General features: G+C 35.2%; 21 protein-coding genes and 1 pseudogene. 7 read left to right on the top strand and 15 right to left on the bottom strand.

The features are described from left to right. Window positions 1-43 precede the first annotated feature (43 nt). The 4 genes from KBJ98_RS13365 to KBJ98_RS13350 all read right to left on the bottom strand — a co-directional run bounded on the left by KBJ98_RS13365 (window position 44) and on the right by KBJ98_RS13350 (window position 4,081). Window positions 44-838 (bottom strand): hypothetical protein, encoded by a 795-nt coding sequence (locus KBJ98_RS13365; RefSeq protein ID WP_210791350.1) that lies wholly within the window; start codon window positions 836-838, stop codon window positions 44-46. Between the two features lie 146 nt (window positions 839-984). Continuing rightward, window positions 985-2,313: an aldehyde dehydrogenase gene (locus KBJ98_RS13360; protein WP_210791348.1), complete on the bottom strand. Its 1,329-nt coding sequence runs from the start codon at window positions 2,311-2,313 to the stop codon at window positions 985-987. Window positions 2,314-2,826: 513 nt separating this feature from the next. Then, window positions 2,827-3,120: a putative quinol monooxygenase gene (locus KBJ98_RS13355; RefSeq protein ID WP_210791346.1), complete on the bottom strand. Its 294-nt coding sequence runs from the start codon at window positions 3,118-3,120 to the stop codon at window positions 2,827-2,829. Between the two features lie 100 nt (window positions 3,121-3,220). Continuing rightward, entirely contained in the window at window positions 3,221-4,081 is an 861-nt protein-coding gene (locus tag KBJ98_RS13350) for a helix-turn-helix domain-containing protein (RefSeq protein WP_210791344.1), read from the bottom strand. Window positions 4,082-4,537: 456 nt separating this feature from the next. Here KBJ98_RS13350 and KBJ98_RS13345 point away from each other — a divergent pair, with 456 nt between their 5' ends. Continuing rightward, window positions 4,538-5,326 carry a tyrosine-type recombinase/integrase gene (locus KBJ98_RS13345; protein WP_184164648.1) on the top strand — a complete coding sequence of 263 codons (789 nt, stop codon included), beginning with the start codon at window positions 4,538-4,540 and terminating at the stop codon, window positions 5,324-5,326. Beyond that, entirely contained in the window at window positions 5,311-6,420 is a 1,110-nt protein-coding gene (locus KBJ98_RS13340) for an IS91 family transposase (RefSeq protein WP_184164645.1), read from the top strand. The genes KBJ98_RS13345 and KBJ98_RS13340 overlap by 16 nt, the downstream gene beginning before the upstream one ends. Before the next feature lie 219 nt (window positions 6,421-6,639). On the opposite strand, the gene KBJ98_RS13335 is transcribed toward KBJ98_RS13340, so the two are convergent. The 7 genes and pseudogenes from KBJ98_RS13335 to KBJ98_RS13305 form a co-directional block, all read right to left on the bottom strand. Beyond that, window positions 6,640-7,281 (bottom strand): MIP/aquaporin family protein, encoded by a 642-nt coding sequence (locus KBJ98_RS13335; protein WP_184164642.1) that lies wholly within the window; start codon window positions 7,279-7,281, stop codon window positions 6,640-6,642. A 66-nt stretch (window positions 7,282-7,347) separates the two neighbouring features. Then, on the bottom strand, window positions 7,348-7,746 hold the full coding sequence (locus KBJ98_RS13330; protein ID WP_184164639.1) for a GlcG/HbpS family heme-binding protein: 399 nt from the start codon (window positions 7,744-7,746) through the stop codon (window positions 7,348-7,350). A gap of 113 nt (window positions 7,747-7,859) precedes the next feature. Then, window positions 7,860-8,699 (bottom strand): annotated as a pseudogene (locus KBJ98_RS13325) (helix-turn-helix domain-containing protein). Window positions 8,700-9,013: 314 nt separating this feature from the next. After that, window positions 9,014-9,427, bottom strand: a complete 414-nt coding sequence (locus tag KBJ98_RS13320) for an OsmC family protein (RefSeq protein WP_191181020.1) — start codon at window positions 9,425-9,427, stop codon at window positions 9,014-9,016. 4 nt (window positions 9,428-9,431) lie between these two features. Then, window positions 9,432-9,824 carry a DoxX family membrane protein gene (locus tag KBJ98_RS13315; protein ID WP_099171167.1) on the bottom strand — a complete coding sequence of 131 codons (393 nt, stop codon included), beginning with the start codon at window positions 9,822-9,824 and terminating at the stop codon, window positions 9,432-9,434. 28 nt (window positions 9,825-9,852) lie between these two features. Then, window positions 9,853-10,386 carry a carboxymuconolactone decarboxylase family protein gene (locus tag KBJ98_RS13310; RefSeq protein ID WP_099171165.1) on the bottom strand — a complete coding sequence of 178 codons (534 nt, stop codon included), beginning with the start codon at window positions 10,384-10,386 and terminating at the stop codon, window positions 9,853-9,855. A 60-nt stretch (window positions 10,387-10,446) separates the two neighbouring features. After that, entirely contained in the window at window positions 10,447-11,316 is an 870-nt protein-coding gene (locus KBJ98_RS13305; RefSeq protein WP_099171163.1) for a helix-turn-helix domain-containing protein, read from the bottom strand. A gap of 126 nt (window positions 11,317-11,442) precedes the next feature. On the opposite strand from KBJ98_RS13305, the gene KBJ98_RS13300 reads away from it, so the two are divergent. After that, entirely contained in the window at window positions 11,443-12,534 is a 1,092-nt protein-coding gene (locus KBJ98_RS13300; RefSeq protein ID WP_191181021.1) for a tyrosine-type recombinase/integrase, read from the top strand. Between the two features lie 77 nt (window positions 12,535-12,611). On the opposite strand, the gene mobB is transcribed toward KBJ98_RS13300, so the two are convergent. Further along, the gene (gene mobB, locus KBJ98_RS13295; RefSeq protein WP_184164622.1) at window positions 12,612-13,868 is read right to left on the bottom strand and encodes a conjugal transfer protein MobB; all 1,257 of its coding nucleotides are present in this window, start codon (window positions 13,866-13,868) and stop codon (window positions 12,612-12,614) included. Between the two features lie 4 nt (window positions 13,869-13,872). Beyond that, entirely contained in the window at window positions 13,873-14,307 is a 435-nt protein-coding gene (gene mobA / locus KBJ98_RS13290) for a conjugal transfer protein MobA (protein ID WP_184164619.1), read from the bottom strand. Window positions 14,308-14,831: 524 nt separating this feature from the next. Between mobA and KBJ98_RS13285 the strand changes: the two genes are divergently transcribed. The 4 genes from KBJ98_RS13285 (at window position 14,832) to KBJ98_RS13270 (ending at window position 16,896) form a co-directional block, all read left to right on the top strand. Further along, on the top strand, window positions 14,832-15,326 hold the full coding sequence (locus KBJ98_RS13285; protein WP_191181022.1) for a DUF3408 domain-containing protein: 495 nt from the start codon (window positions 14,832-14,834) through the stop codon (window positions 15,324-15,326). 511 nt (window positions 15,327-15,837) lie between these two features. Further along, on the top strand, window positions 15,838-16,221 hold the full coding sequence (locus KBJ98_RS13280) for a hypothetical protein (protein ID WP_225899140.1): 384 nt from the start codon (window positions 15,838-15,840) through the stop codon (window positions 16,219-16,221). Between the two features lie 100 nt (window positions 16,222-16,321). Continuing rightward, a complete protein-coding gene (locus KBJ98_RS13275; RefSeq protein ID WP_094772800.1) occupies window positions 16,322-16,618 on the top strand; it encodes a helix-turn-helix domain-containing protein in 297 nt (98 codons plus the stop codon). Next, the gene (locus tag KBJ98_RS13270; protein WP_094772799.1) at window positions 16,615-16,896 is read left to right on the top strand and encodes a helix-turn-helix domain-containing protein; all 282 of its coding nucleotides are present in this window, start codon (window positions 16,615-16,617) and stop codon (window positions 16,894-16,896) included. Before KBJ98_RS13275 ends, KBJ98_RS13270 begins: the two co-directional genes overlap by 4 nt. On the opposite strand, the gene KBJ98_RS13265 is transcribed toward KBJ98_RS13270, so the two are convergent. Both KBJ98_RS13265 and KBJ98_RS13260 read right to left on the bottom strand, forming a co-directional pair. Next, window positions 16,893-17,621 (bottom strand): hypothetical protein, encoded by a 729-nt coding sequence (locus tag KBJ98_RS13265; RefSeq protein WP_191181023.1) that lies wholly within the window; start codon window positions 17,619-17,621, stop codon window positions 16,893-16,895. The two genes, KBJ98_RS13270 and KBJ98_RS13265, sit on opposite strands and share 4 nt — an antisense overlap. After that, entirely contained in the window at window positions 17,602-20,649 is a 3,048-nt protein-coding gene (locus KBJ98_RS13260; protein ID WP_191181024.1) for an N-6 DNA methylase, read from the bottom strand. The genes KBJ98_RS13265 and KBJ98_RS13260 overlap by 20 nt, the downstream gene beginning before the upstream one ends. Between the last annotated feature and the right edge of the window lie 26 nt (window positions 20,650-20,675).

Raw genomic sequence — 20,675 nt, 5'->3', positions numbered from 1 at the left:
CAAGTAATCGGTCTGTTTTGGTTCTTATTAAAAAAGTTGTATTCTAGCCATTATCCTGCAAATCCTCAGGAGTTTCTACACCAATTATTTCTTTGTATACAACATAATACATTGAATATAAAAAAGGAATAGTAAAAACAATACCGATGCAACATCCTAAAAATCCAATGAAAGTAGCAATTGAACTTACAATTATTAATCCTAAAAGAGTAAGTGGCTGTTTGGAAACAACAAGAATACTAGCCTGAATAGACTCAATCGCTTTTAGGTTACCAAAAATGATAAATGGAACTGATAAAAAAGTAAATAACGAAAGTATTACGGACAAAATCGAACCTACAAATGGAATTTGGAAATAGGTAATTGTGTTTTGTAAAACAGTATTCACGATAGCTAATAGTGTTGTAGCTACCAATAATTCTACAAAATAAGGTGCTTTATAATATTGAAACATGGTCGCAATACCAAATTCCTCATCTTTGTCAGCACTTTGCGCCATTTTTGTTAAACCAGCCGGAAACGGACATGTAATAGCTGTAATAATTATTGTTGCGACCGAGACGTATAATAAAATCTCTAGAGATAGATTTTCTAATTGTAAGTTTTCTGGTTTTAAAATGGCCTTTAATTCAGGAAATCCAATAAAGGCAACAGCTATTCCGAAAAGAACTAAGCAAAAAAGAGTGAAAAACACAAAAATCATTAAGCCTCCATACCAAGCAATTTTTTTATAGTTTTCTATGGTGTTGTTGAATACGGTTCCAAAATCAAGTTGATATCCTTGTTCTTTGATTTCGGCCAGGCGTTTTTTGGTGTAGGTGTTCATGGTTGTTTGCATTGGTTTGGTTTTAAATTATTATGTTTTAGTAGTCGCATTTTTTGTAAAAAGTTTCATTTTTGGATCAAAATAATTTTAAACATCGACTACTTCTGCAATTATTATTTAAAGTAAAAAGATTGTAATTGCTTTAAAATTTTATTCAACTACATCCATTTTAGTAGTTTACGAATGGTTTTTAATTTTTCTTTATATGGAGCATAGCGCAAAGGTAGGTCAAGCCAAGTTCCTCTTTTTACGATCGATTTTTGGTGGGAGAAGATATCAAAACTTAGTTTTCCATGATAAGCGCCCATTCCGGAATGGCCTACGCCACCAAACGGGAGTCTCTCGTTTACCAAATGAACCACTGTGTCGTTGATGCATCCGCCTCCGAAAGAATGATTTTGCAAAACATAATCAACATATTTTTTGTTTTCAGAAAACAGATAAAGTGCAAGCGGTATTTCGTAACTGTTGATGATTTGATCTACTTCAGAAATATTAGTGTAGGAGATGATTGGAAGTATTGGTCCAAAAATTTCCTCGGTCATTAACAAACTATCTTTCGCGGGTTCGTCAACTAGGGTTGGTGCTAGGTAAAAACTATTTTTGTCTGATTGTCCTCCAAAAAGTATCGATTGGTTTTCGAGAAGTTGTATTTGTCTTTCCCAATTTTTTTGGTTGATGATACGAGCATAATCTGGAGACTCTTGTGGGTTTTCGCCCAATGCCGCGGTGATTTCAAAACGTAGCGCCTCGATCAATTGCTGTTTAACAGATTGATGTACCAAAACATAATCAGGTGCTACGCAAGTTTGGCCAGCATTTACAATTTTTCCCCAAATAATTCGTCGTGCGCTAATTTTAATATTGGCGGTTTCATCAACAATGCATGGACTTTTTCCGCCTAATTCTAATGTAACTGGTGTAAGATGTTTTGCGGCCGCCTTGGCTACAATTTTACCTACTGCCACGCTACCCGTAAAAAAGATGTAATCCCATCGTTTTTCTAGTAAATCTGCTGCAACTTTGGCATCACCAGTAACTACTACGACATGTTGCACTGGAAAAGTTAGACGTACAATTTTAGCAATTATAGCAGCGGTATTGGGTGTGAGTTCGGAGGGTTTTAGTGTAACAGCATTTCCCGCGGCTACAGCGGCTACAAGCGGACAAAAAGCAAGTTGAAAAGGATAGTTCCATGGAGACAAAATTAAAACATGTCCGTATGGTTCACTGTAAATATAGTCAGATGAAGGAAAGTTGAGTAACGAAGCACGAACTTTTTTAGGTTTGGTATAAGAGTCAAAATTTTTGATAGTTGCTTTAAGGTCACTGATAACATAATTTGTTTCGGTTAAAACAGCTTCAAAATCGGGTTTTTTAAAATCATCATATAAAGCTTTTATAATTTCGTCTTCGTGTTGCGTAATTACTTCGAGCAATTTTTTTAACGATTCTTTTCGGTATAGTAAATCTGTTTTATGTTTCATCAGATGTTTTTATTTTAAAGTTTTCAGGAAAAAGCCGTATCGGTTGAATACTAAGCTTTTATAGGGATAATCAAAGAAGTCAGGTAACGATTTGGTAACGGTGCTTATTACTTTGCTTTTCAACGTGTTTCCGTTCGCTCAAAACAAATATACAAAAGAATATATTACATACCAAAATGATTGAAGTTGGTAAAAATTTAGTAACGGTTCAGGCTTTGCGAAGGAGCGGAATAGAAAGTAGAAACTTTCAACTTTGCACAGACGTAAGCAAAACCATTTTTTTATTTGCTAATTTACACTTTTTGAGCAAATAAAAAATGGTTTTTGCGGATAGAAAGCACAAACGTTGAGATTAGCACTTTACCCGCTCTTTTGCAAAACCCATGTTGTGTGCTGGGCTTCTTCGTCAGTCTAAGCTTAATTTATTTCCACGCTGTTTTAAACATAGGAAGCCTGTACAAATTCATTTACAGAACTTTGACAGGCTGCCATTTTAGAATAATTGTGGTATGTTTATTTAGCCGCTAAAACGTCCAATTTCTCAATAGATGGTGAAGTAGCCAACAATTCAGGTGCATTTTCCATTAACGCCTTTGCAATCTTACCACCAAGATGTGCTTCTCTGCCTTCTTCATCTGAAAAAGTGTCAAAAATGCCAAATGTAGAAGAGTCTATACGGAACGCATACCATGTAATAGTACCCGCTTCTTCATTAGCAAGTGGCAATGCACTTGTAATAAACTCTTCAACATTTTTTTCTTTTCCAGCTTTTGCTTTTAGTCGAACTAATAATCCTAATTTTTTCATGTCTTTTTAATTTTAAATTAAACCAATTTTCTTTTAACAAATATAGCTCATTTAAGATTGTGAGGCTTTTTTATATAGTTCAAAAACTTATGAAAAAAGGTCAACTTTTCATAATGTTTTTTGGACTGTAACCAAATTCATTTTTAAAGGCTGTGCTAAAATTTGATAAGCTGTCATAACCAAAGTCCATATAGATTTCTGATGGTGTCGCTTCATTATTAAGCAATATTTTTTTGGCCTTGTTGAGCCGTTTTAGTTGAAACCATTTTCCTGGAGACTCTTGATATAATTGTATAAATTTTCGCTTAAAAGTAGACAGGCTCATATTGCATAGAAAAGCGACCTCATCAATATTCAAACTCGTGTACAGATTTTTTTCAATGACCATTTTAAAAGATAATTCTCTTTCATTGATTAACAATGAATGTAGATAAACAAAAAAAATTTGCCCATACTTATCAGCCAGATACAGCATAATTTCTTCAAATTTCAATTCCAGAATCTTTTGAGAGATTGTTTGATTCAAGCCATAAATTTGTTGAATAGAATTAATAAAATGGATAATAAAATTGTCTTTTTCTATAAGGAAATAAGGACTACTGGTAGCTGCTTTATTAAAGTCATTTGGGTTAAAAAAATGCCCATATTTCAATAAAAAATCATTAATGTTTTTTTGAGAAAAGAAAAAGAGTAGGCAACTATAACTATTTGCTCCTACAATTTCTGTTGTTAAAAAATTTCCCGATGCAAGGAGTAAGGATTGTGTATCATCTATCGAAACGATGTCATTTGAAAAGTGAATGTTCTTTTGTCCGTCCAACAAAAAACTGAATACATTTTTGTTTAGGTTAATCTTATTTTTGGAAACATGTTTATAAACTTCGTAGTTAGCAATTTGTAGGTCTGATGTCTCCGTGTAGTTATTTTCAAATAAATGTTCTGGAAAATTTGTAATGTCCATAATATTGTTGTCTTAAAAAACATTTTGGTATGGCAAACATATTAATTTTTATTTCAAAAATTGTTTGCTAAAGTTTGGATGAATAGGTCTTTAGCCTCGCACACAACGTTTCGCCGCTTTGCGTCTGTTGCGAGCTTCGGAATTGCGTATTTTCTGCTAAAATACAACTTCTTGCGAAAGATAAACGTCAATTTTGCACTTTTCTCGCAATAGCGCAAAACGGCTGTTGAACTAAACCTTCGGTAGCACTTATCGATATTTTGTACCTTACGAATATAATTAAATTCTGTAAGATATGACTGCAAAAAAAAGAATGTTGAGCAATTAAGAGAAAATAAAATTCTCAACCAGGCCAAAAGAGAAGTTCCGGGATTTTCGGAACTATTAGTCCGTTTTGAGCGTACGGTTTCTGTTTTGGGCAGAAGCCAAAGTACGTTCCATAATTACTCCCGCCATGTGGCTTCGATTTCGTTGTATTTTGGCAAAATCCCTACCGAGCTTGATCCTGAGCAAGTCCACGACTACCTTTTTTACCTTCAGAAAAAGTCCAAAACTCCCTCCCAAACTTATTTTAAACACTGTGTTTACGGGCTTCGGTTTTTGCTAAAATCAGAAGGCCTGCCTTATCAATTTCTTCGTTTGCCTGCTATCAGACACGAGAAAAAACTGCCCGTTGTCTTGAGTAAAGAAGAAGTCTGGGCGATGCTCCAGAGTGCCAAATTGCTCAAGCACAAAATCCTCATCGGACTGCTTTATGGCTGTGGGCTCCGCTGTATGGAAGCCCGCAGCGTACGATTGCAAGACTTGGATTTTGATCGCAAACAGCTCAAGGTAGTTCAAGGTAAAGGAAAAAAAGACCGGTATGTCCCGCTGTCGGTTCATTTAATTCGAGGACTCAAAAAATACATGCAAGGGGAAAAACCTCAGGATTATTTGTTCAATGGAAAGCCTGTTGAACGCGCTGGAGGAGATTTTGACAGCAAATACAGCCAGCGGGGCGTGCAATGGGCAGTGCGGCAAGTCGCTAAAGCAGCAGGCGTAAAAAAGGAAGTGCACACCCACACGCTTCGCCACAGTTATGCCACCCATCTGCTCGAAGACGGCATGGATATCATGACCCTCAAAGACCTTTTGGGACACCAGAATATCGAAACCACGATGGAGTATTTGCACATCGCTCAACTCGACACCCAAAAAGTCTTTAGTCCGCTCGATACTTTGTTTGAAAAATGCAGTTCGAAGTAGCGCATGTGCTAGAAAAACTCGGTAAAAAGGTAGAAAATATAGGATTAAACACCTGGCAATTGCGCACATTATCAGCCATCAAAAAATGCCGCACGGCAGCATTGGGCGGCCATATTGATGCTTGCGATGGCTGTGGCAGTCTCACTATCAGTTACAACTCCTGCCGCAACCGGCATTGTCCCAAGTGCCAGGGCAACAAGCGGGAGGACTGGATAGCTGCCAGAAGCACGGAACTTTTGCCAGTACCCTATTTCCATGTGGTTTTTACCTTGCCGGATAGTCTAAATTCGTTGGCGATTCATGATCCAAGATTGGTGTATGGTTTGCTTTTTGAAGCGGCTTGGGAAACCTTGAAAACCTTTGGCAAAAACAAAGGTATCCAATCTGGAATGATTGCTGTCTTGCATACTTGGGGACAGCAATTGAGCCTGCATCCCCACCTGCATTGCATTGTTCCGGGCGGTGGAATTGCTAAAGAGAGACAATGGCAAAACAGCCGAGGCGACGGCAAATTTCTGTTTCCTGTAAAAGCCTTGTCAAAAGTTTTTAGGGCTAAATATTGTGAGAAACTCAAAGCCAAAGAACCCATAAAATACGAACAAATTCGGCAAGAATTATGGCGAAAACCGTGGGTAGTATTTGCCAAAAAACCTTTTGGAAGTCCTGCATCGGTGGTGGAATATTTGGGCAGGTACACCCATAAAATAGCCATCAGCAACCGCAGAATCAAAAACATTGACAGTCAAAACGTGACTTTTGATTACAAGGATTACCGCCAAAATGGAATTAAAAAACAGATGATCCTTACCCATCAAGAGTTTATACGTCGGTTTTCATTGCATATTTTGCCAAAGCGTTTTGTGAAAATCCGTCATTATGGTTTTTTGAGCAGTACTTGGAAACGGCAAAAACTAAAACTTTTACAGCAAAAATTGCAACAAAAAGTAATAAATAAAGCAGAAAAAAGGCCTTTTTTACCCAAATGTCTGTGTTGTAAAACGGGAAATTTACACCGGATAGCCCTTTTTGACCAGCGTGGTCCGCCTGCCTGGTATCTTGGCGGCAGCCAAAACCACAAGACCTGTAAAATATAGCTTTACGGGTAAGGGATTTTATGCCCAAAAGTGATGGAAAACACTATAAAATCAAGCAAAAACTACTTCCAAAAAAAAAGAGGCTTGGTAGCCTCTTGAAATTCTCTTTAAAATCTTTTCGAAAAACCCATAGTTGCGGAATGCCAGCGGTTCCGTTCAACACGAGTTTCATTGTTCGTGCTGCGCACGCAACGAAACTTTAACTGTTACCTGCAGGCTTTATTCTGTTTTATTAAGTCCTTTCCAAATAAACATTGCTATTATCGCTCCTAATGTTGGTGCTGTTATATAAATCCAAAGTGCTGTAAAGTTTCCAGATACAATTGCAGGTGCTAAACTTCTCGCAGGATTAAATGAACCACCAGAAATTGGCCCTGCAAAAAGGATAATTCCAGTAACTACTATTCCAATTATAAGTCCTGCTATATTGGAAAATTCTTTTTTTGATGTTACTCCCAAAATTGTAAGCATTAAAAAGAAAGTCAGCACAAATTCTAAAATAAATGATTGTATTAATTCGCTAGAAGGAATTGTAGCACCTAATGTTAGGTTTTCAGGGAACGTAAATTTTAATAAGATACTTGCGAATAAAGCTCCCAAAAGTTGAGCGAAAATATAAAACGAAGCGTCTTTTAGTGATGTTAATTTACCTACTACCAATGCTATAGTTACAGCTGGATTTATGTGCGTTCCAGAAATATTTCCGAAAATATAAATCATAGCACTAACTATTATTCCAAAAGTTAAAGCGATTCCGATTAAACCTAAACTTCCATTGGATTGCTCGTTTACAATAATTGCTCCTGTTCCATAAAAAACTAAAGCAAACGTTCCAATGAATTCGGCTACATATTTTTTCATAATTATTTGATAAAAAAAAGAGGATAATTAGTTTTAATTATCCTCTTTGCATTAATAAACTGGTTATTAAATTGCTGATGCTCCAGCTTCTGCTACTGCGTGGTCATTTTCAACTGAACTTCCACTTACTCCTATAGCTCCAATAATTTCGCCTGATGCGTTTTTAATTGGTACACCACCTGGAAAAGTAATCAATCCATTATTTGAATGTTCGATGTTAAATAATGGTTGTCCTGGTTGAGATAACTCTCCAATTATTCCAGTATTCATATCAAAGTAACGAGCTGTTTTTGCTTTTTTGATAGAGATGTCAAGTGAGCCTAACCAAGCACCGTCCATACGACCAAATGCCACTAAATTTGCTCCTGCATCTACAACCGCAATGTTCATTTTTGTATCAATTGCTGTAGATTTTTGTTTTGCTGCTACGATTGCTTTTTCAGCTTGTGCTAATGTAATATTCATTTTTTTTGTTTTAGTATTGTTATTTGATGCAAATATACTGCGAGAGTCATCTTATTAAGTTACTAAAACAGGTTAATGACTTATGAAAAAAGGTCAAACTTGTAAATGAAATTTTAATTAGAAGTCTGATTTGGGCTAAAACCGAATTTATTTTTATAGGCTACACTAAAATTTGAAAGGTTATTATAACCAAAATCTAAATAAATATCTGAAGGTTTTAAATTTCCTTGTTCTAAAGTTTCTTTTGCCTTTTGAAGTCATTTGTCTTGAAGCCATTTTCCAGGCGACACTTTGTATTCTTTAATGAAATGACGTTTAAAAGTAGATAAACTCATATTGCATAAAAATGCGATTTCTTCCAATTTAAGGTTAGAATGAATTTTACTTTCTACAATTTTTTTAAATGGTGAAGTTTCCTTAATTATTAAAGAATGGAGATGTGTTTCAAAGTTTTTCCCATATTTCTGTAAAAGATAGAGCATCAATTCCTCAAATTTTACTGAAAGTAAATTTTCCGCAAAAACTATTGGTGCTTGACTAATTGTTGATAATGAATTTATGTATGACGAAATATAGTCGTCGTTTCTGATTATAAAATAAGGCGATTCTTCTTTTACTGTTTGATTGTTTTCTGTGTGTTTTTCTAAAAATTCTTTTAGCTTTTTTTCTGAAAAAAAGAATAGTTTACAATAATATATCGTTTTTGTATCTAATAACTCCGTCCAAAGCCAATTTCCTTTTTTTAGCAATAAAGATTGGTCTTTGTTTACAGCAACTGTCGTTCCAGCAAAATGTACTTGCTTTTTTCCAACTTGTAAAAAGCTGAACATATTCATTCCTAAATTGACTTTACTTTTAACAACGTCATTTGTCATTTTAAAATCATAGACAAATAAATCTGGGTTCTCTTTTTTATTCTTAAAGTAGCTTTCAGGTATGTTTTCTATTGACATCTCGATTTTTTTTTCAGCTTGCAGGTAACGAGCTCCTGCTTGGTCGTCGTTCCGAAAGGAGTTTTTCACTCCTTTTCGGAATGCGTCCAAGCAGGTGATGTGCGCTGTCCCGAAGGGCAGTGAACATCACCTGCGCAGCAGGAGCTCGATGTGAACGCAAGACCGAAGGGATTGCGTTCACATCGTTTAGTATAAAAGCAGTAGCGGATTAAAACGCATCTGCCTTTCGGATAGCAATATACTTAATTAAATGCAAAAAGGCTCGAGTTTGCACCCAAGCCGCTATTGCTTTTATACATTGTTACCTACCGTTTTTACTCCTCATTCAACCAACTAGCGTGTTCTATATTCCATTCTCCCATAATTTGGCGATGTATGTAACAGGCATTGGCTTGTTTAAGTAATTCATCTTTTTGTACTTGCGATATATTACCTTCAATATTTATTGCTACTTGAATTGTCGTTTTTAAGCCGTCAGAATCTCGTTTTACTTCTTGTGAAAGTTCTGCTTTTACTTCACCTATTTCCCAACCTTTTTGTCGTGCTATATATCTTACCGTGGCTACTTTGCACATAGCCAAGCCACTTAGAACCAACTCTGATGGACTAAGTCCTAAATCTGTTCCTTTACTTTTAACTGGTTCATCGCCAACGATACTATGTGTACCGTTGGTAATAATGCTTTGATAACCTTCTTGTAGATTTTTAATTTTGATTACTGTTGCCATTGTTTTAGTTGCTTTTTGAAGTTGAAAAATGGTCTAGAGCTAAGCCTAATAAAGTTGTAAATAAAGCTATGTGTATCATAATGTTCATCCAATTTCCTGATGGAATATGAACCAATACCAAAGCCATAAGCATAATGAATGCTAAAAAGCCATAAGCGTATTTAAGTTGCTTATTAGCAAGCACCAATATACCTGCAGCCAATTCTAAAAAGGCTAATAGTGCTACTAAAGCAAAAGTGCCGCTGTCTCCTAAAAAACTCAAACCACTACTCTTTAGAATATCTGCCCCTTTTTGAAGACCTACGCCTCCTAAAAAGCCTTCAAAAAATTTCTCTAAGCCACCCCAAACAAAGAGTAAACCAAAACCTATGCGAATTATTAAATTACTGTATTTCATTGTGTTATTGTTTAAGTGATTATAAAGATTAAAGTTCTGTTGCTATTGGAAAATCTATTGAAAACCCAGTTAGATTATGAATGTAATTGCTAATTACTTTATCGCCCACAACGATTATTACATCAATCAAATTAGCCTCTGTATAGCCTACTTCAAAAAAAGTATCTTTACTTTCTTGTGTTGCGTTTCCTTTGTTTTCTACTACGGATGCTGTGAATTTTACTAAGGCATCTAATTTTGAATCAAAAGAGGCAGAACCTTTGCGCAATTCAATGATTTGGTCTTCTGTAAAGCCATTCATCTTACCTAATGCGGTGTGTGCCGATTGGCAATATTTGCAACCATTAATTTGGCTGGTAACCAAGTTAATTACTTCTCTTTCTTTCGCTTTTAAGGTGCTTTTTCTGTTTTGAAGAGCTAAATAATCACCTAAAGCAGTCTCATTTTTGGCGTAATAAGCATAAAGATTTGGTACAAAACCTAATCCTTTTTGAAGGTTGTCAAAAATTGCTTGATTGTTTTCCGATACTTCTCCTCGGGTTGGAACTGTGAAATTTGTCATCGTTAAATTTTTATGTTGTTATTTAATGATGCAAAGATGCGATATGAAGTTAGGCTAAAGTTAGGCTGTTGTTCCCGATGAATTGGTTAAAGTTCCCAATGTTGTGTTTTTGAAGTCCGAAGGGCTGGTATTTTCCATTTTCTTAAAAAATTTACTGAATGTTTGGATATCCTCAAAGCCTATTTCGTATCCAATTTCTTTTATAGATTTATCCGTGTATCTTAATAATCTTTTGGCTTCGATACACTTCCTTTCGTGAATAATTTGAAGTGGTGTTTTTTTTGAAACGATGGAAAATAAATTAGAAAGTGTTTTTGGGGATTTATTAAGAAGGCTTGCATAATCTTGAACACTATGTATAGTTTTAAAATTTTGTTCGACCAAAAAATTAAATTCTCTCACAATATCAATCTCCATATTGTCTAATTGCAATAATTGATTTTGAGATTTGAACATTCTAGTGCACAAGATTATAAATCTCTTGAGCATTGTTTGAAGCATTTCGAGTTGTAGTTCATCTTTTGATTGCATTTCGATTTCAAACATCTTCCAAAGTGTTTCAAACTTATCAAGTTCTTCTTGTGGAATTTGAAAGTTAGGCAGTTGATTTGTGCCGTAAAACAATATTCCCTTGCAACTTACCTCTTTAACGTGGTCTAAAACGCAATAAAATTCACGATTGAATTTTATAATCCGAGCGTTATCAAGATTGTCAAATTTAATTTTATCGAATCTGCTTACACATAATATAGTATTGTTTTCAACCTTAACTTTTACACTATCGTGAATAATGTTGGAATTTTTGCCTCTTACCCAAACAAATAGTAATGGAGATAAAATGTCTTTGTCGAAAGATATTGAATCTCCTTTTCTCAATTCTTGAAGTTGTAGAAATTCATTATTTATTCCAATGTAAGTTTGTTCGTTCATATTTGTCAAATGGTAGGTAACGCACAAATATCCGAAAGTTTTAATAAACACACAAATTAAACATCTATCAATACGTCAGTAACTTATGATTTTATATATTTGCAGATATTCAAAATGCGAAGCTATATGGATACTCAAAATACGAACCCCGAATTTAATCCTTCTCTTTTTAAAATTACTTTAGGAACACATCGGGGAAAGAAAGTGATTTGGTTAAAATTTAATTATGACAAATGCTTAATTGAAATATTGCGACAGCACACCAAAGCACATTGGTCGCAATTGGAAAAAACTTGGTACGTGGTTGATAATCTGCAAAACAGAAATCTTTGCGGTATTCAGCCCGATATTGTGGGAAAAGATGTGCTGTGCAAAATATCTGCATCCAACTTGCCCGAGTTTCAAAAATACCAAAACATACTTACTCTCAAAAGCTTATCGCCGAATACCATTCGCACCTATTCCATTGAGTTTGCCCAATTATTATATTTGCTTAAAGATTTTCCTGTACAGGAACTTTCACCCGAAAGACTGCAAAGCTATTTCTTATACTGTTTCAAAGAACTGAAACTTTCCGAAAACCAAATCCACAGCAGGATAAATGCAATAAAGTTCTACTACGAAAAAGTTTTGCATCGTAAAAAAATGTTTCTTGACATTCCACGCCCCAAAAAACCTTTGCTTTTGCCCAAATCACTGAACATTGAAGATGTAAAAAAGCTTTTTTCAGTAACCGAAAATATCAAACACCGGCTTATTCTGCAACTCTGTTACGGAATGGGCTTGCGTGTAAGCGAAATCGTGAACCTGAAAATTGAAGACATCGACAGTCGGAATATGAAAGTACTCATTCACAGGGGCAAAGGCAAAAAGGACAGATATGTCAACCTGCCACATTCAGTATTGGAAGATTTACGGAATTATTATAAAGAATATCTTCCGAAAGACTTCCTTTTTGAGGGACAGTATGGTGGACAATATACCGTACGAAGTTCACAGCTTGTTTTCAAAAAGGCAATGAAAAAGGCAAAAATAAACAAAAACATAGGCATTCACGGATTGAGGCACAGCTATGCAACACATCTTTTGGAATTTGGCACAGACATTAGTTTTATCCAAAAGCTTTTGGGGCATAACGATATCCGTACCACACAAATTTATGCCAGGGCTTCGGACACATCGATTGCTAAAGTCGTTTCTCCTTTGGATAGGATATGAAATCAAAGCTCGAAGTTTCGATTGCACAACCCTGCTGAGGATTTTAGCTACAACAATAAGACTGACTCTTAACTTTGTTATCTAGGGTAATATTTTTTCTTCTTAATCTGATTAGCAAACACTTCTTCCTCGTAATCTTCTCCCTGTGCATCAGGTAGCAAACTGAATAATCCTAAATCAGAACTATCTGAATGCTCATTTGAAATAATTTCAAATAGGTCTTTTGTCGGCAGATTGTCTATCGTATTCGTACTAGAAGGGCTATTCTGCATTTTTAACTCGGGCTTATTTCCATTGTCCCACCATTCGTTAAAGACATTTGCTGACAGGTTTCTATCCAAAGCTGAACCGTTCCAAACACTACGGCTTTCGTGGTCAATAAAGGTCATTCCGTAAATTCGTCCTTCATTATTACGTCTTACAACCGTATTGATACCCTGCTCTACAAGTTGCTTTTTAAACTCCGTTTCGCTGTTTGTGGTACGTATAGCCAATTCAATGGTATTCTTTAATACAGACCTTGCAGGATTGGTTTTCGTTTTTTCTTTGGACTGCTCAAAATGTTTTTGAAGCTGTGTTACTCCTGCATCTTTTCCAAAAAGTGATGCTTTGAACGGATTGCTTGTCTTGTTGTCATTTTCATCTAATGCCACATAAACCAATCCGTTTACGGTTTGACCGTTTCGCTCGCCTTTGACTTCTTCTGCTGTGATATTAAAAAGGGAAAGTAACGCATTGTAGCTACCCATAGTAGAATAGCTATAATACTTTGGCAGATGCCGTACTACCGAAGCAATCTGACTTTTGATGTCTCCATTTTTATGATTTACAGGCTTAAAAACCTTATCGGCTTGTTTCTGTTCCTGTTCGGTGGCTTTGTTCAGGTTATATTTCGTTTCCAAAGCCCTACAGATTGCCATTGAGCGTGGGTGGTCGTAATCATCGGGGATTTTCTTTCCGTCAATTTCCACGCAGGTCGAAACGATATGGATATGCGTGCGGTCTATATCGGTATGCTTGAAAACAATATAGGGCTGATTGCCGTACCTCATACGTTCCATATATTCCTGTGCCATATCCGCAAACTGCTGGTCGCTGACCTTATCCGCAGGATCTGGGTTCAGCGATATATGCCTTACCGTCTTTTCTGTTTTGATATTGGCAAACAGATACGGCTCAAAACATTTGTTGAAATATTGGGAAGAATACCTGCCGTCCACCGTATCAGGTATCTTATTTAGCAACAGAACCGCTCCGTTTTCCTTTTCCACTTTCTGCTGATTGTACAGAATTGCCCCGTACATATTGCTTCCTTTTCCAATTTTTGCAATCATTTTTCTACTCTTTTTTCAGGTATTTCTTTTCAAATTCTGAGCTTAGGGCAACAACTTTCAGCAACAATTCTTTCATTTCTATTGTCTGTTTTTCCAATTTATAGAGGTATGCAGATGCTTTCTTATCCGAAAAGTTTGTGTTCAACAGCTTTACAATCTGATTGTAATTGGTTGCTATCCCTCTGAATTGGCTAAAAAATCGGGTCAGCCCTTCGTGGTATTCTACTGCATCCATATTAATTTTGACGGTCTTTACTGTCTTCTGAAAGATGCAAGCCGTAATGAAATGTGCCGTTACTTTCATTCCCGACTGGTCAAAAAGGGCAAGGAATTTGGCATTGTCCTCGTCATTCAGGTTAAAGGAATACCGATGTACCGCAGGGTCAATCTTTGGTTTTCTCCCTGTTTTCCTAATCTGTTTTCTGTCATTCTCTTCCATAATAATCCATTTTAATTTTTAAACAAACGGGCGACTTCGGAGCCGTTTCCAGCCCCCTGCAAGGGCAAGTGCTTTTGAGGTGCCGAAATTCATTTCGAGTACCTCAAAAGATAACTTGCTCTGAACAAGGGTTCAGAAAAATCCGTTTTGCAAACGGATTGGAGTTAGCAGGGAAACCATAGTTTCCATTACAAATTTCGGCAAGACTATTTGAATAACAGCTATTTATAACGATGACAATGAACGCCAAATGATGCCACTGAATACCACCTTAAGGCACATTGGGGCTGCTTTTATTTCCTTTGTATATGGTTAGCTGGCTGATTGGTTATGTCCTTAATGAAGTAACTAAACAGCATAAATTTAGATAGCAAATCAGTGTGCGTGATTGCTGGAAATCCATTGGCTTTTTAGCTAATGAAAAATATGTAGGTACATAGATAGTTACATCTGTACAATGATATGTATAACTAATTGTTCAGCTAACCAAACAGCTAATTTGAAACAATATTAAAAACAGTTATATGATAAACGAAGATGATAAAAAACAGCAACCCGAAGTACAGGATTTTTCTATTGAAAATTTTGTTGGCGATAAAAAGAAACAACCTTCGACGGAGCAACAGGCAGTAAGACATCAGGATGACTTTACCAAACCCGATGTAGATGAGGAAGCTTTGATGCTGGTAATGGCAGGGGAAGAACCTGCTGAAATTGAAACGGAGCGTACAAGACCGCCAGCAAACAATGCTAAAAAAAGTACCTCCAAGCCAAAGAAACTTGACAAAGAGGACTACTGCGGACAGTTCTTTAAAATCCCGAATACTACGGCAAGTAAAGGCAAATCGGTCTATGTGCGACAGGAACACCACGATACGTTTAACAGGCTTACCAACATTATGGGAATTGACAAGCTGACGATTTATGCGTATCTCGACAACATTATCGAATACCATTTTCAAGAGTTTAGGGAATTGATTAGCGAAATCTATAAAGAGAAACACAAACCGTTGTTTTGATTATGGTGTGTTGTCAGGTGCGATGTGTTGCTCCCTCTTAAAATTATTTTTCAAAAGAAAAAAACAGAAAAAAAAGAAAGCCATTTTAACAAGGTGGACAGGCGGAAAAACCAAAAGGAAACGGAATAAGTCCCGAAGGGTGGCAGGGCACACAACAAACTCGGCGAAGCCACCATATTTGCCCTGCCATTATGCCGTAGTCTTTTGGTTGGGTGGTGCGGTGGCTGTCCGCCTTATCTTTGCTACCTTTTTTATTCTTTTTTTAATCAATTCCAATCAAAGAAAGGGTACAAAAAACACGTAAGGGCTAAGGATAGGGTGTTTTTGGTATGCTTTCCTTTATCCGTACAAAACTCTTTAAATGTGCGAGGGCTTTACGAGGAAAATTTAAAGTGTTTTGAGGATTACTTTCCATTCATATTGTGCCAATATAAGCCAAATACTGCCACATAATGCCAAATGAAAACAATACATTCCCTTGTGTTCTATGTTGGGGGGAAATTTTGAACCTATGGCACAAAAAGTAATACCCGACAAAGAGCGGGAAGAGAAAGAACAAATCAGAAAAAAAGAGCATAGTCCTTTGATACAGGTTGATAAGCAGAGCGACCCGATTTCCAATTTCATCGCTAATTTCAAACGCCAGTTCAGGGAAGCAAAAGGCTTAATAGATTTGAACAGGCTATTCGGGGGCAAACGTACTGAACAACAAAAGCAGACTTCCGAACCTGAAAGCATAATAGGTGCGACAAAAACGGTTTTCCGTTCGGACTTCAAAAATGAAGAAAAAAATCAGGCTATACATACTAATAAAAAGCCTGCTATAAAAATGGACAATGCAATCAGAACGCAACAGTCTCGTCCTAAAAGTAAGAAACCAAAGTTAGGATTATAGCCTAGTATTTGGCATCTGTACGCCAAATACCGCCATTGGATACAACATTGGAATACCTAATATAAATACCTTTTATTTTAGAGGTTTAAATGATGCAGATATGGAAATAACAGTTTTGGACATTCAGATTTTAAAGGCATTGCACAGGGAAGTAAAGGAAGTTTCTTTATTGATTAAGGAAATCACTGCACCCTACAAAGCACTGCAACAGGCAACGAAATGGCTCGACCAACAGGAAGCCTGCCAATTGCTCAATATCAGCAAAAGAACGTTGCAGACGTATAGGGCAAAAGGCATTCTTGGAGCAACGCAAATCAATCGGAAAACGTATTTCAGATTATCCGAAGTGGAGTTACTTATGCAGGGAGAGCGACCATTAAAAAAGCAAAAGAAATGAGACAGATTGGAAATTCAAACGATGATATGCTTGCCCTGCTCGAAGCTGTGGTAGGCATCAAAAATGAACTGTTGTATATCAGAGAATATTTCCACCCATTACTAAAAGGGGAAATCTACCTGTCAGGCGAACAGGTTTGCGAGATGTTACACATCAGCAAACGGACATTGCAACAGTACAGGGATGACGGACTGATACCTTTTATCAAGCTCGAACGGAAAATCCTTTTCCGTGAAAGCGATATTGTAAAAGTATTGGAAGGTAACTATCAGCGTTAGCTACTTTTGGGAAGTAAATCAAAAAGCAAATGGTGTATTGTAAATTCTGTATTCAGACGTAAGTGCAGGCTGTCAAAAGTAAATGGATTTTCTTCTATTGACTTATCCTTCGTACTAATTAAATCGCCCTCGGGAGAAATCAGAAATTTATCACTTAACTTTTTCAGAATTGCAGTTTTTATGTTATTACTGTCGCCATCTATAATAAAACCAATCATTCCGCCAAAGGTTAGATTTTGAGCATACTTTCCATTGAAATAGCGTAAAACTCCACCATCGAAGATGTTTTCATTGTTAGCGTCTTTTTTATAGGTATTATAGCAAACATACTTATCTACCAAATCTTTACTACCATCTAAATTTTTGCATTCAAAATAGAAGTCTTGATTTTTCCAATATGTATTATGAATGGTAATGTCATAATTACCTTCTACATCCTCATCATTAGTTTCTTCTCCCTTCACAGAAAAATTAAAACCAAATTCTCTGTTCGCTTTCAATTTGAGGCGTACAAATTTTGCTATTTCCCGTTCGGTTCTTGGATATTGCTTTTTCTTTTCTTCTTCAATTTTAGACTTTAATTCAACACTATCATAATTCTTATAGAAGTCAAGCAAATAATAAAACACCCAGTTTTTCCAAAACTCATCATCTAAAGTCTTTAGTTGGCGAGTATCGAATGGTAATGGTGCTGGTTTCTTAATCCTAATGTATTCCCTCTCCATTCACATTAGGTATTAAGCGTTTTAAAATATCCTTCCCATCTTCAAAGGCTTTCGTTTCCGTCCAGTTTTTGTTTATATCTTCTTTAATGATGAACACACAGTCTTTCCCGAAAATCTTTTCCTGACTTGCTAAAAAGTTTGCATTAGGGTTTTGCTCAAAAATTTCATTAAGCAAATATTTCTTTGCTGTAGTAGCAATAGGACTATTAGAGTTATTATTAAAGGATATTTTTACAACGATTAAATTGAAATCTGTAGGGGTTTCTTCAATGGTTATTGAGCTTTCAAAATAAAATCCTACTATTTCCTTTAAAGTATTCTTATATCCGTCTAAAGCATTTCTCTTTCTTCCAATTCTTGATTTTGGAAGAAAATAATCATTAATTCTCTGCTTTTCCCAATATGACAGCTCGAATAAATCATAAATCAACTCATTCAATTTCTGTTCTTTTTTGATATATTCACACTGTCCTTCCGACAAACCTTTACTTATATCTGATATTTGTTTTACAATATCTTCATTTAGTTCTCTCGGTACAGGAATATTCAATATTGCATCATATCCTATCTTCGTATAAGATCCGTCAACCCTTTTTCTAAAAGACAGGTCAATCACATAATTAATAAGATGTGAATTGATTAATGCTGTATATAGATAGATGTTTTCATTTTCTTTTGGGAAAATGGAATATACATCAAAATTGTAGAATATTTTATTTAAACTAACAGTAGCTTTCAATTCTTTTCCTGTCCTATTGATAAGGATTTTTGGAAGGGTATAAATATTACTATTTCTTGTTCTCTGAAAATTAGAAATATCTCCCAAGTACATTCTGGGGCTATTATTATACCCAAATCTATATAGATCCCCAGGCTCTAATAACGGAGTAGGAAATTGTTTAATATATGATGTGTTTGTATATTTTTGTTTGAATTTATTGGAATAGGTTGTTCTTTGTTCTTTAGTTAGTTTTTTGTATTCACTATCCGAAATGTTGAACTCTGATAATATTTGTTCTTTACCTACGATTTGAAGTCCATTATTTATTTTGCTTTTAGAACCTTCAAGAGTGATAATACGATTATCTAAAATATCATTTTGAAAATGAGTTTTATTTACAAAATCCAAATCAAATTGATTTCCTACCAAAAAATTTCTTAGTCTTATTTGTTTGTTTTTAAGTTCGCTTTGAACAATTTCAATTGCTTTGTCTTCCTGAATTATAAGTAATTCAAAGGGTTTTTCTGAAAACAGCCCCAAATCCACAGGATAATAATCAATAATACTATCTTCCAGATTATTTGTAAAAATAATAGCTACAACGTTCTCTTTCGCCTTTTCAAACAATATCTTCTTTACCCTTGACAGCTCATAAATTTTTTCAATTCCATAGTGGGAATAAAAATACTCTTGAAAAACCTCCGAATAATCATTGTAAAAATTAGAGCTGTTTGAAACAAATCCAAATCTTGTATTCTCATTGCTCCAGTCTTTGATTTTCAAAAAAAAGCATTGAGATATTTGAGATTTGCCTACGATGTTCTTTGCCACTTTTTTAGTATCATCAGAAATAGCAACCTGATAAGAATTTAGAAAAGATATTTCATTCTGAAACTCCTCTGTATTAGGTATTTCAAAAAATGGCGGATTTCCAACTATATACGAAAATACCTTGTCTTCAAAAGGTTTGTCCGAGGTTTTAAGCGTATTAGCGTGTTTTATATTCTGAAAAAACGAATACTCTGAAAAAAGGTTAATTTTTTTGCTCTCTTTTAGTTCCTTTGCTATAAATTCTTTGATATCTGAAGGATTAATCCCAATAAAAATCTGTAATGAAAGAGAGAACAATGTAAATCGCTGAGCTGTTAATTCTTTTTCTATTCCAAATATATTTTCAGACAAAAGTTGTGTTCGATACTTTATCTTTTCAATACTATCTTTCGGCTCTAAATTCTGCTTTTGAGCTATTTCTAAAAGCCTTTGATATCCTGTAATCAAGAACATTCCCGAACCACTCGAAGGGTCTAAAATCGAACCTATTTTATCTTCTTTTATTACATCATCTACAATTAATTGTGCTAATTTTTTTGGAGTATAAAATATACCGTTATCTTTCTGCTTTTCAGACAAAAAGACTTCGTAAATGTAACTTATAAACTCAACAGGTAAAACATCAAACCTAAAATCAAACAACCTTAACTGACCTGTATTTACGTTGTGATTAAAAGAGCTTGCTATCAGTGTACGTACCTCACTCGTCAAATACTTATCATCTATCGTTGGCTGGTCAAAAAGTGCATTGTTAAATATTTCGTGAATGATTTTATATAGCTTGTTGATGTCTGTATTAGAATTGTTTTCTAGTAACTTTTCGTAATTAAGTTTATCATCGTTAAAATAATGACTAAAAAAATACGAGTTAATAATATGATTGTCCTCTAAGTATTTAATGTACAGTGTTCTATCAATTAATGCCTGAACTACTTCATTTCTCTTACCATCATCAGAAATTAATTGGGTTAAAAGATTGCTTAATTGCTCTTTTAATGCCTTCAAAGTAGCAACTAACTCTTTATCAATTCCTTTATACTTCGCTTTATCAATAAACGAATGATAATTTAGCCAAAACACTCCACTATCAAACTGCCAGTGCCTGATTTTTTCAATCGTATCTAAATCTTTTTCAGTAGGTGAAAAGACCTCTAAAACACTATCGTTATTTGAAACTTTAGGAGAATATTTTGCATACAACATTCTTACTTCATCAGCATCATTAGGATAGTAGAAAATTATATCAGCATCATTCTTATTCCAAACATATTTTCTAAACTGTTCGAGTTCTGTGGGTTCTAACGAAGAAGTAATAAGGTAAAAAGAGGTATTGGTGTTATTAGGACTTTTATAAAAAAAAACTGAACTTTTAAGTTTTTTAGATAAAGTAGCTTCTTTCTCAATATCAATAGCCTTTGGCTTCAAATCTACATTGAAGTCAAAACCTAAATTAGAAAAAAAACCTACATAAGTCATTGATTATCTTATTATTATAATTCGAA

Origin of the sequence: Flavobacterium erciyesense (assembly GCF_018069925.1) — a bacterium.
GTDB lineage: Bacteria > Bacteroidota > Bacteroidia > Flavobacteriales > Flavobacteriaceae > Flavobacterium > Flavobacterium erciyesense.
This window is presented reverse-complemented; position numbering and strand designations above follow the sequence as displayed.

Coding starts and splice junctions, on each gene's coding strand:
- KBJ98_RS13300 (WP_191181021.1), top strand. CDS start 11,443: ATGGATACTCAAAATACGAACCCCGAATTTAATCCTTCTCTTTTTAAA.
- mobB (WP_184164622.1), bottom strand. CDS start 13,868: ATGATTGCAAAAATTGGAAAAGGAAGCAATATGTACGGGGCAATTCTG.
- KBJ98_RS13355 (WP_210791346.1), bottom strand. CDS start 3,120: ATGAAAAAATTAGGATTATTAGTTCGACTAAAAGCAAAAGCTGGAAAA.
- KBJ98_RS13330 (WP_184164639.1), bottom strand. CDS start 7,746: ATGAATATTACATTAGCACAAGCTGAAAAAGCAATCGTAGCAGCAAAA.
- KBJ98_RS13260 (WP_191181024.1), bottom strand. CDS start 20,649: ATGACTTATGTAGGTTTTTTTTCTAATTTAGGTTTTGACTTCAATGTA.
- KBJ98_RS13360 (WP_210791348.1), bottom strand. CDS start 2,313: ATGAAACATAAAACAGATTTACTATACCGAAAAGAATCGTTAAAAAAA.
- KBJ98_RS13280 (WP_225899140.1), top strand. CDS start 15,838: ATGGCACAAAAAGTAATACCCGACAAAGAGCGGGAAGAGAAAGAACAA.
- KBJ98_RS13310 (WP_099171165.1), bottom strand. CDS start 10,386: ATGACAAATTTCACAGTTCCAACCCGAGGAGAAGTATCGGAAAACAAT.
- KBJ98_RS13350 (WP_210791344.1), bottom strand. CDS start 4,081: ATGGACATTACAAATTTTCCAGAACATTTATTTGAAAATAACTACACG.
- KBJ98_RS13285 (WP_191181022.1), top strand. CDS start 14,832: ATGATAAACGAAGATGATAAAAAACAGCAACCCGAAGTACAGGATTTT.
- KBJ98_RS13340 (WP_184164645.1), top strand. CDS start 5,311: ATGCAGTTCGAAGTAGCGCATGTGCTAGAAAAACTCGGTAAAAAGGTA.
- KBJ98_RS13320 (WP_191181020.1), bottom strand. CDS start 9,427: ATGGCAACAGTAATCAAAATTAAAAATCTACAAGAAGGTTATCAAAGC.
- mobA (WP_184164619.1), bottom strand. CDS start 14,307: ATGGAAGAGAATGACAGAAAACAGATTAGGAAAACAGGGAGAAAACCA.
- KBJ98_RS13365 (WP_210791350.1), bottom strand. CDS start 838: ATGCAAACAACCATGAACACCTACACCAAAAAACGCCTGGCCGAAATC.
- KBJ98_RS13275 (WP_094772800.1), top strand. CDS start 16,322: ATGGAAATAACAGTTTTGGACATTCAGATTTTAAAGGCATTGCACAGG.
- KBJ98_RS13265 (WP_191181023.1), bottom strand. CDS start 17,621: ATGGAGAGGGAATACATTAGGATTAAGAAACCAGCACCATTACCATTC.
- KBJ98_RS13335 (WP_184164642.1), bottom strand. CDS start 7,281: ATGAAAAAATATGTAGCCGAATTCATTGGAACGTTTGCTTTAGTTTTT.
- KBJ98_RS13305 (WP_099171163.1), bottom strand. CDS start 11,316: ATGAACGAACAAACTTACATTGGAATAAATAATGAATTTCTACAACTT.
- KBJ98_RS13270 (WP_094772799.1), top strand. CDS start 16,615: ATGAGACAGATTGGAAATTCAAACGATGATATGCTTGCCCTGCTCGAA.
- KBJ98_RS13315 (WP_099171167.1), bottom strand. CDS start 9,824: ATGAAATACAGTAATTTAATAATTCGCATAGGTTTTGGTTTACTCTTT.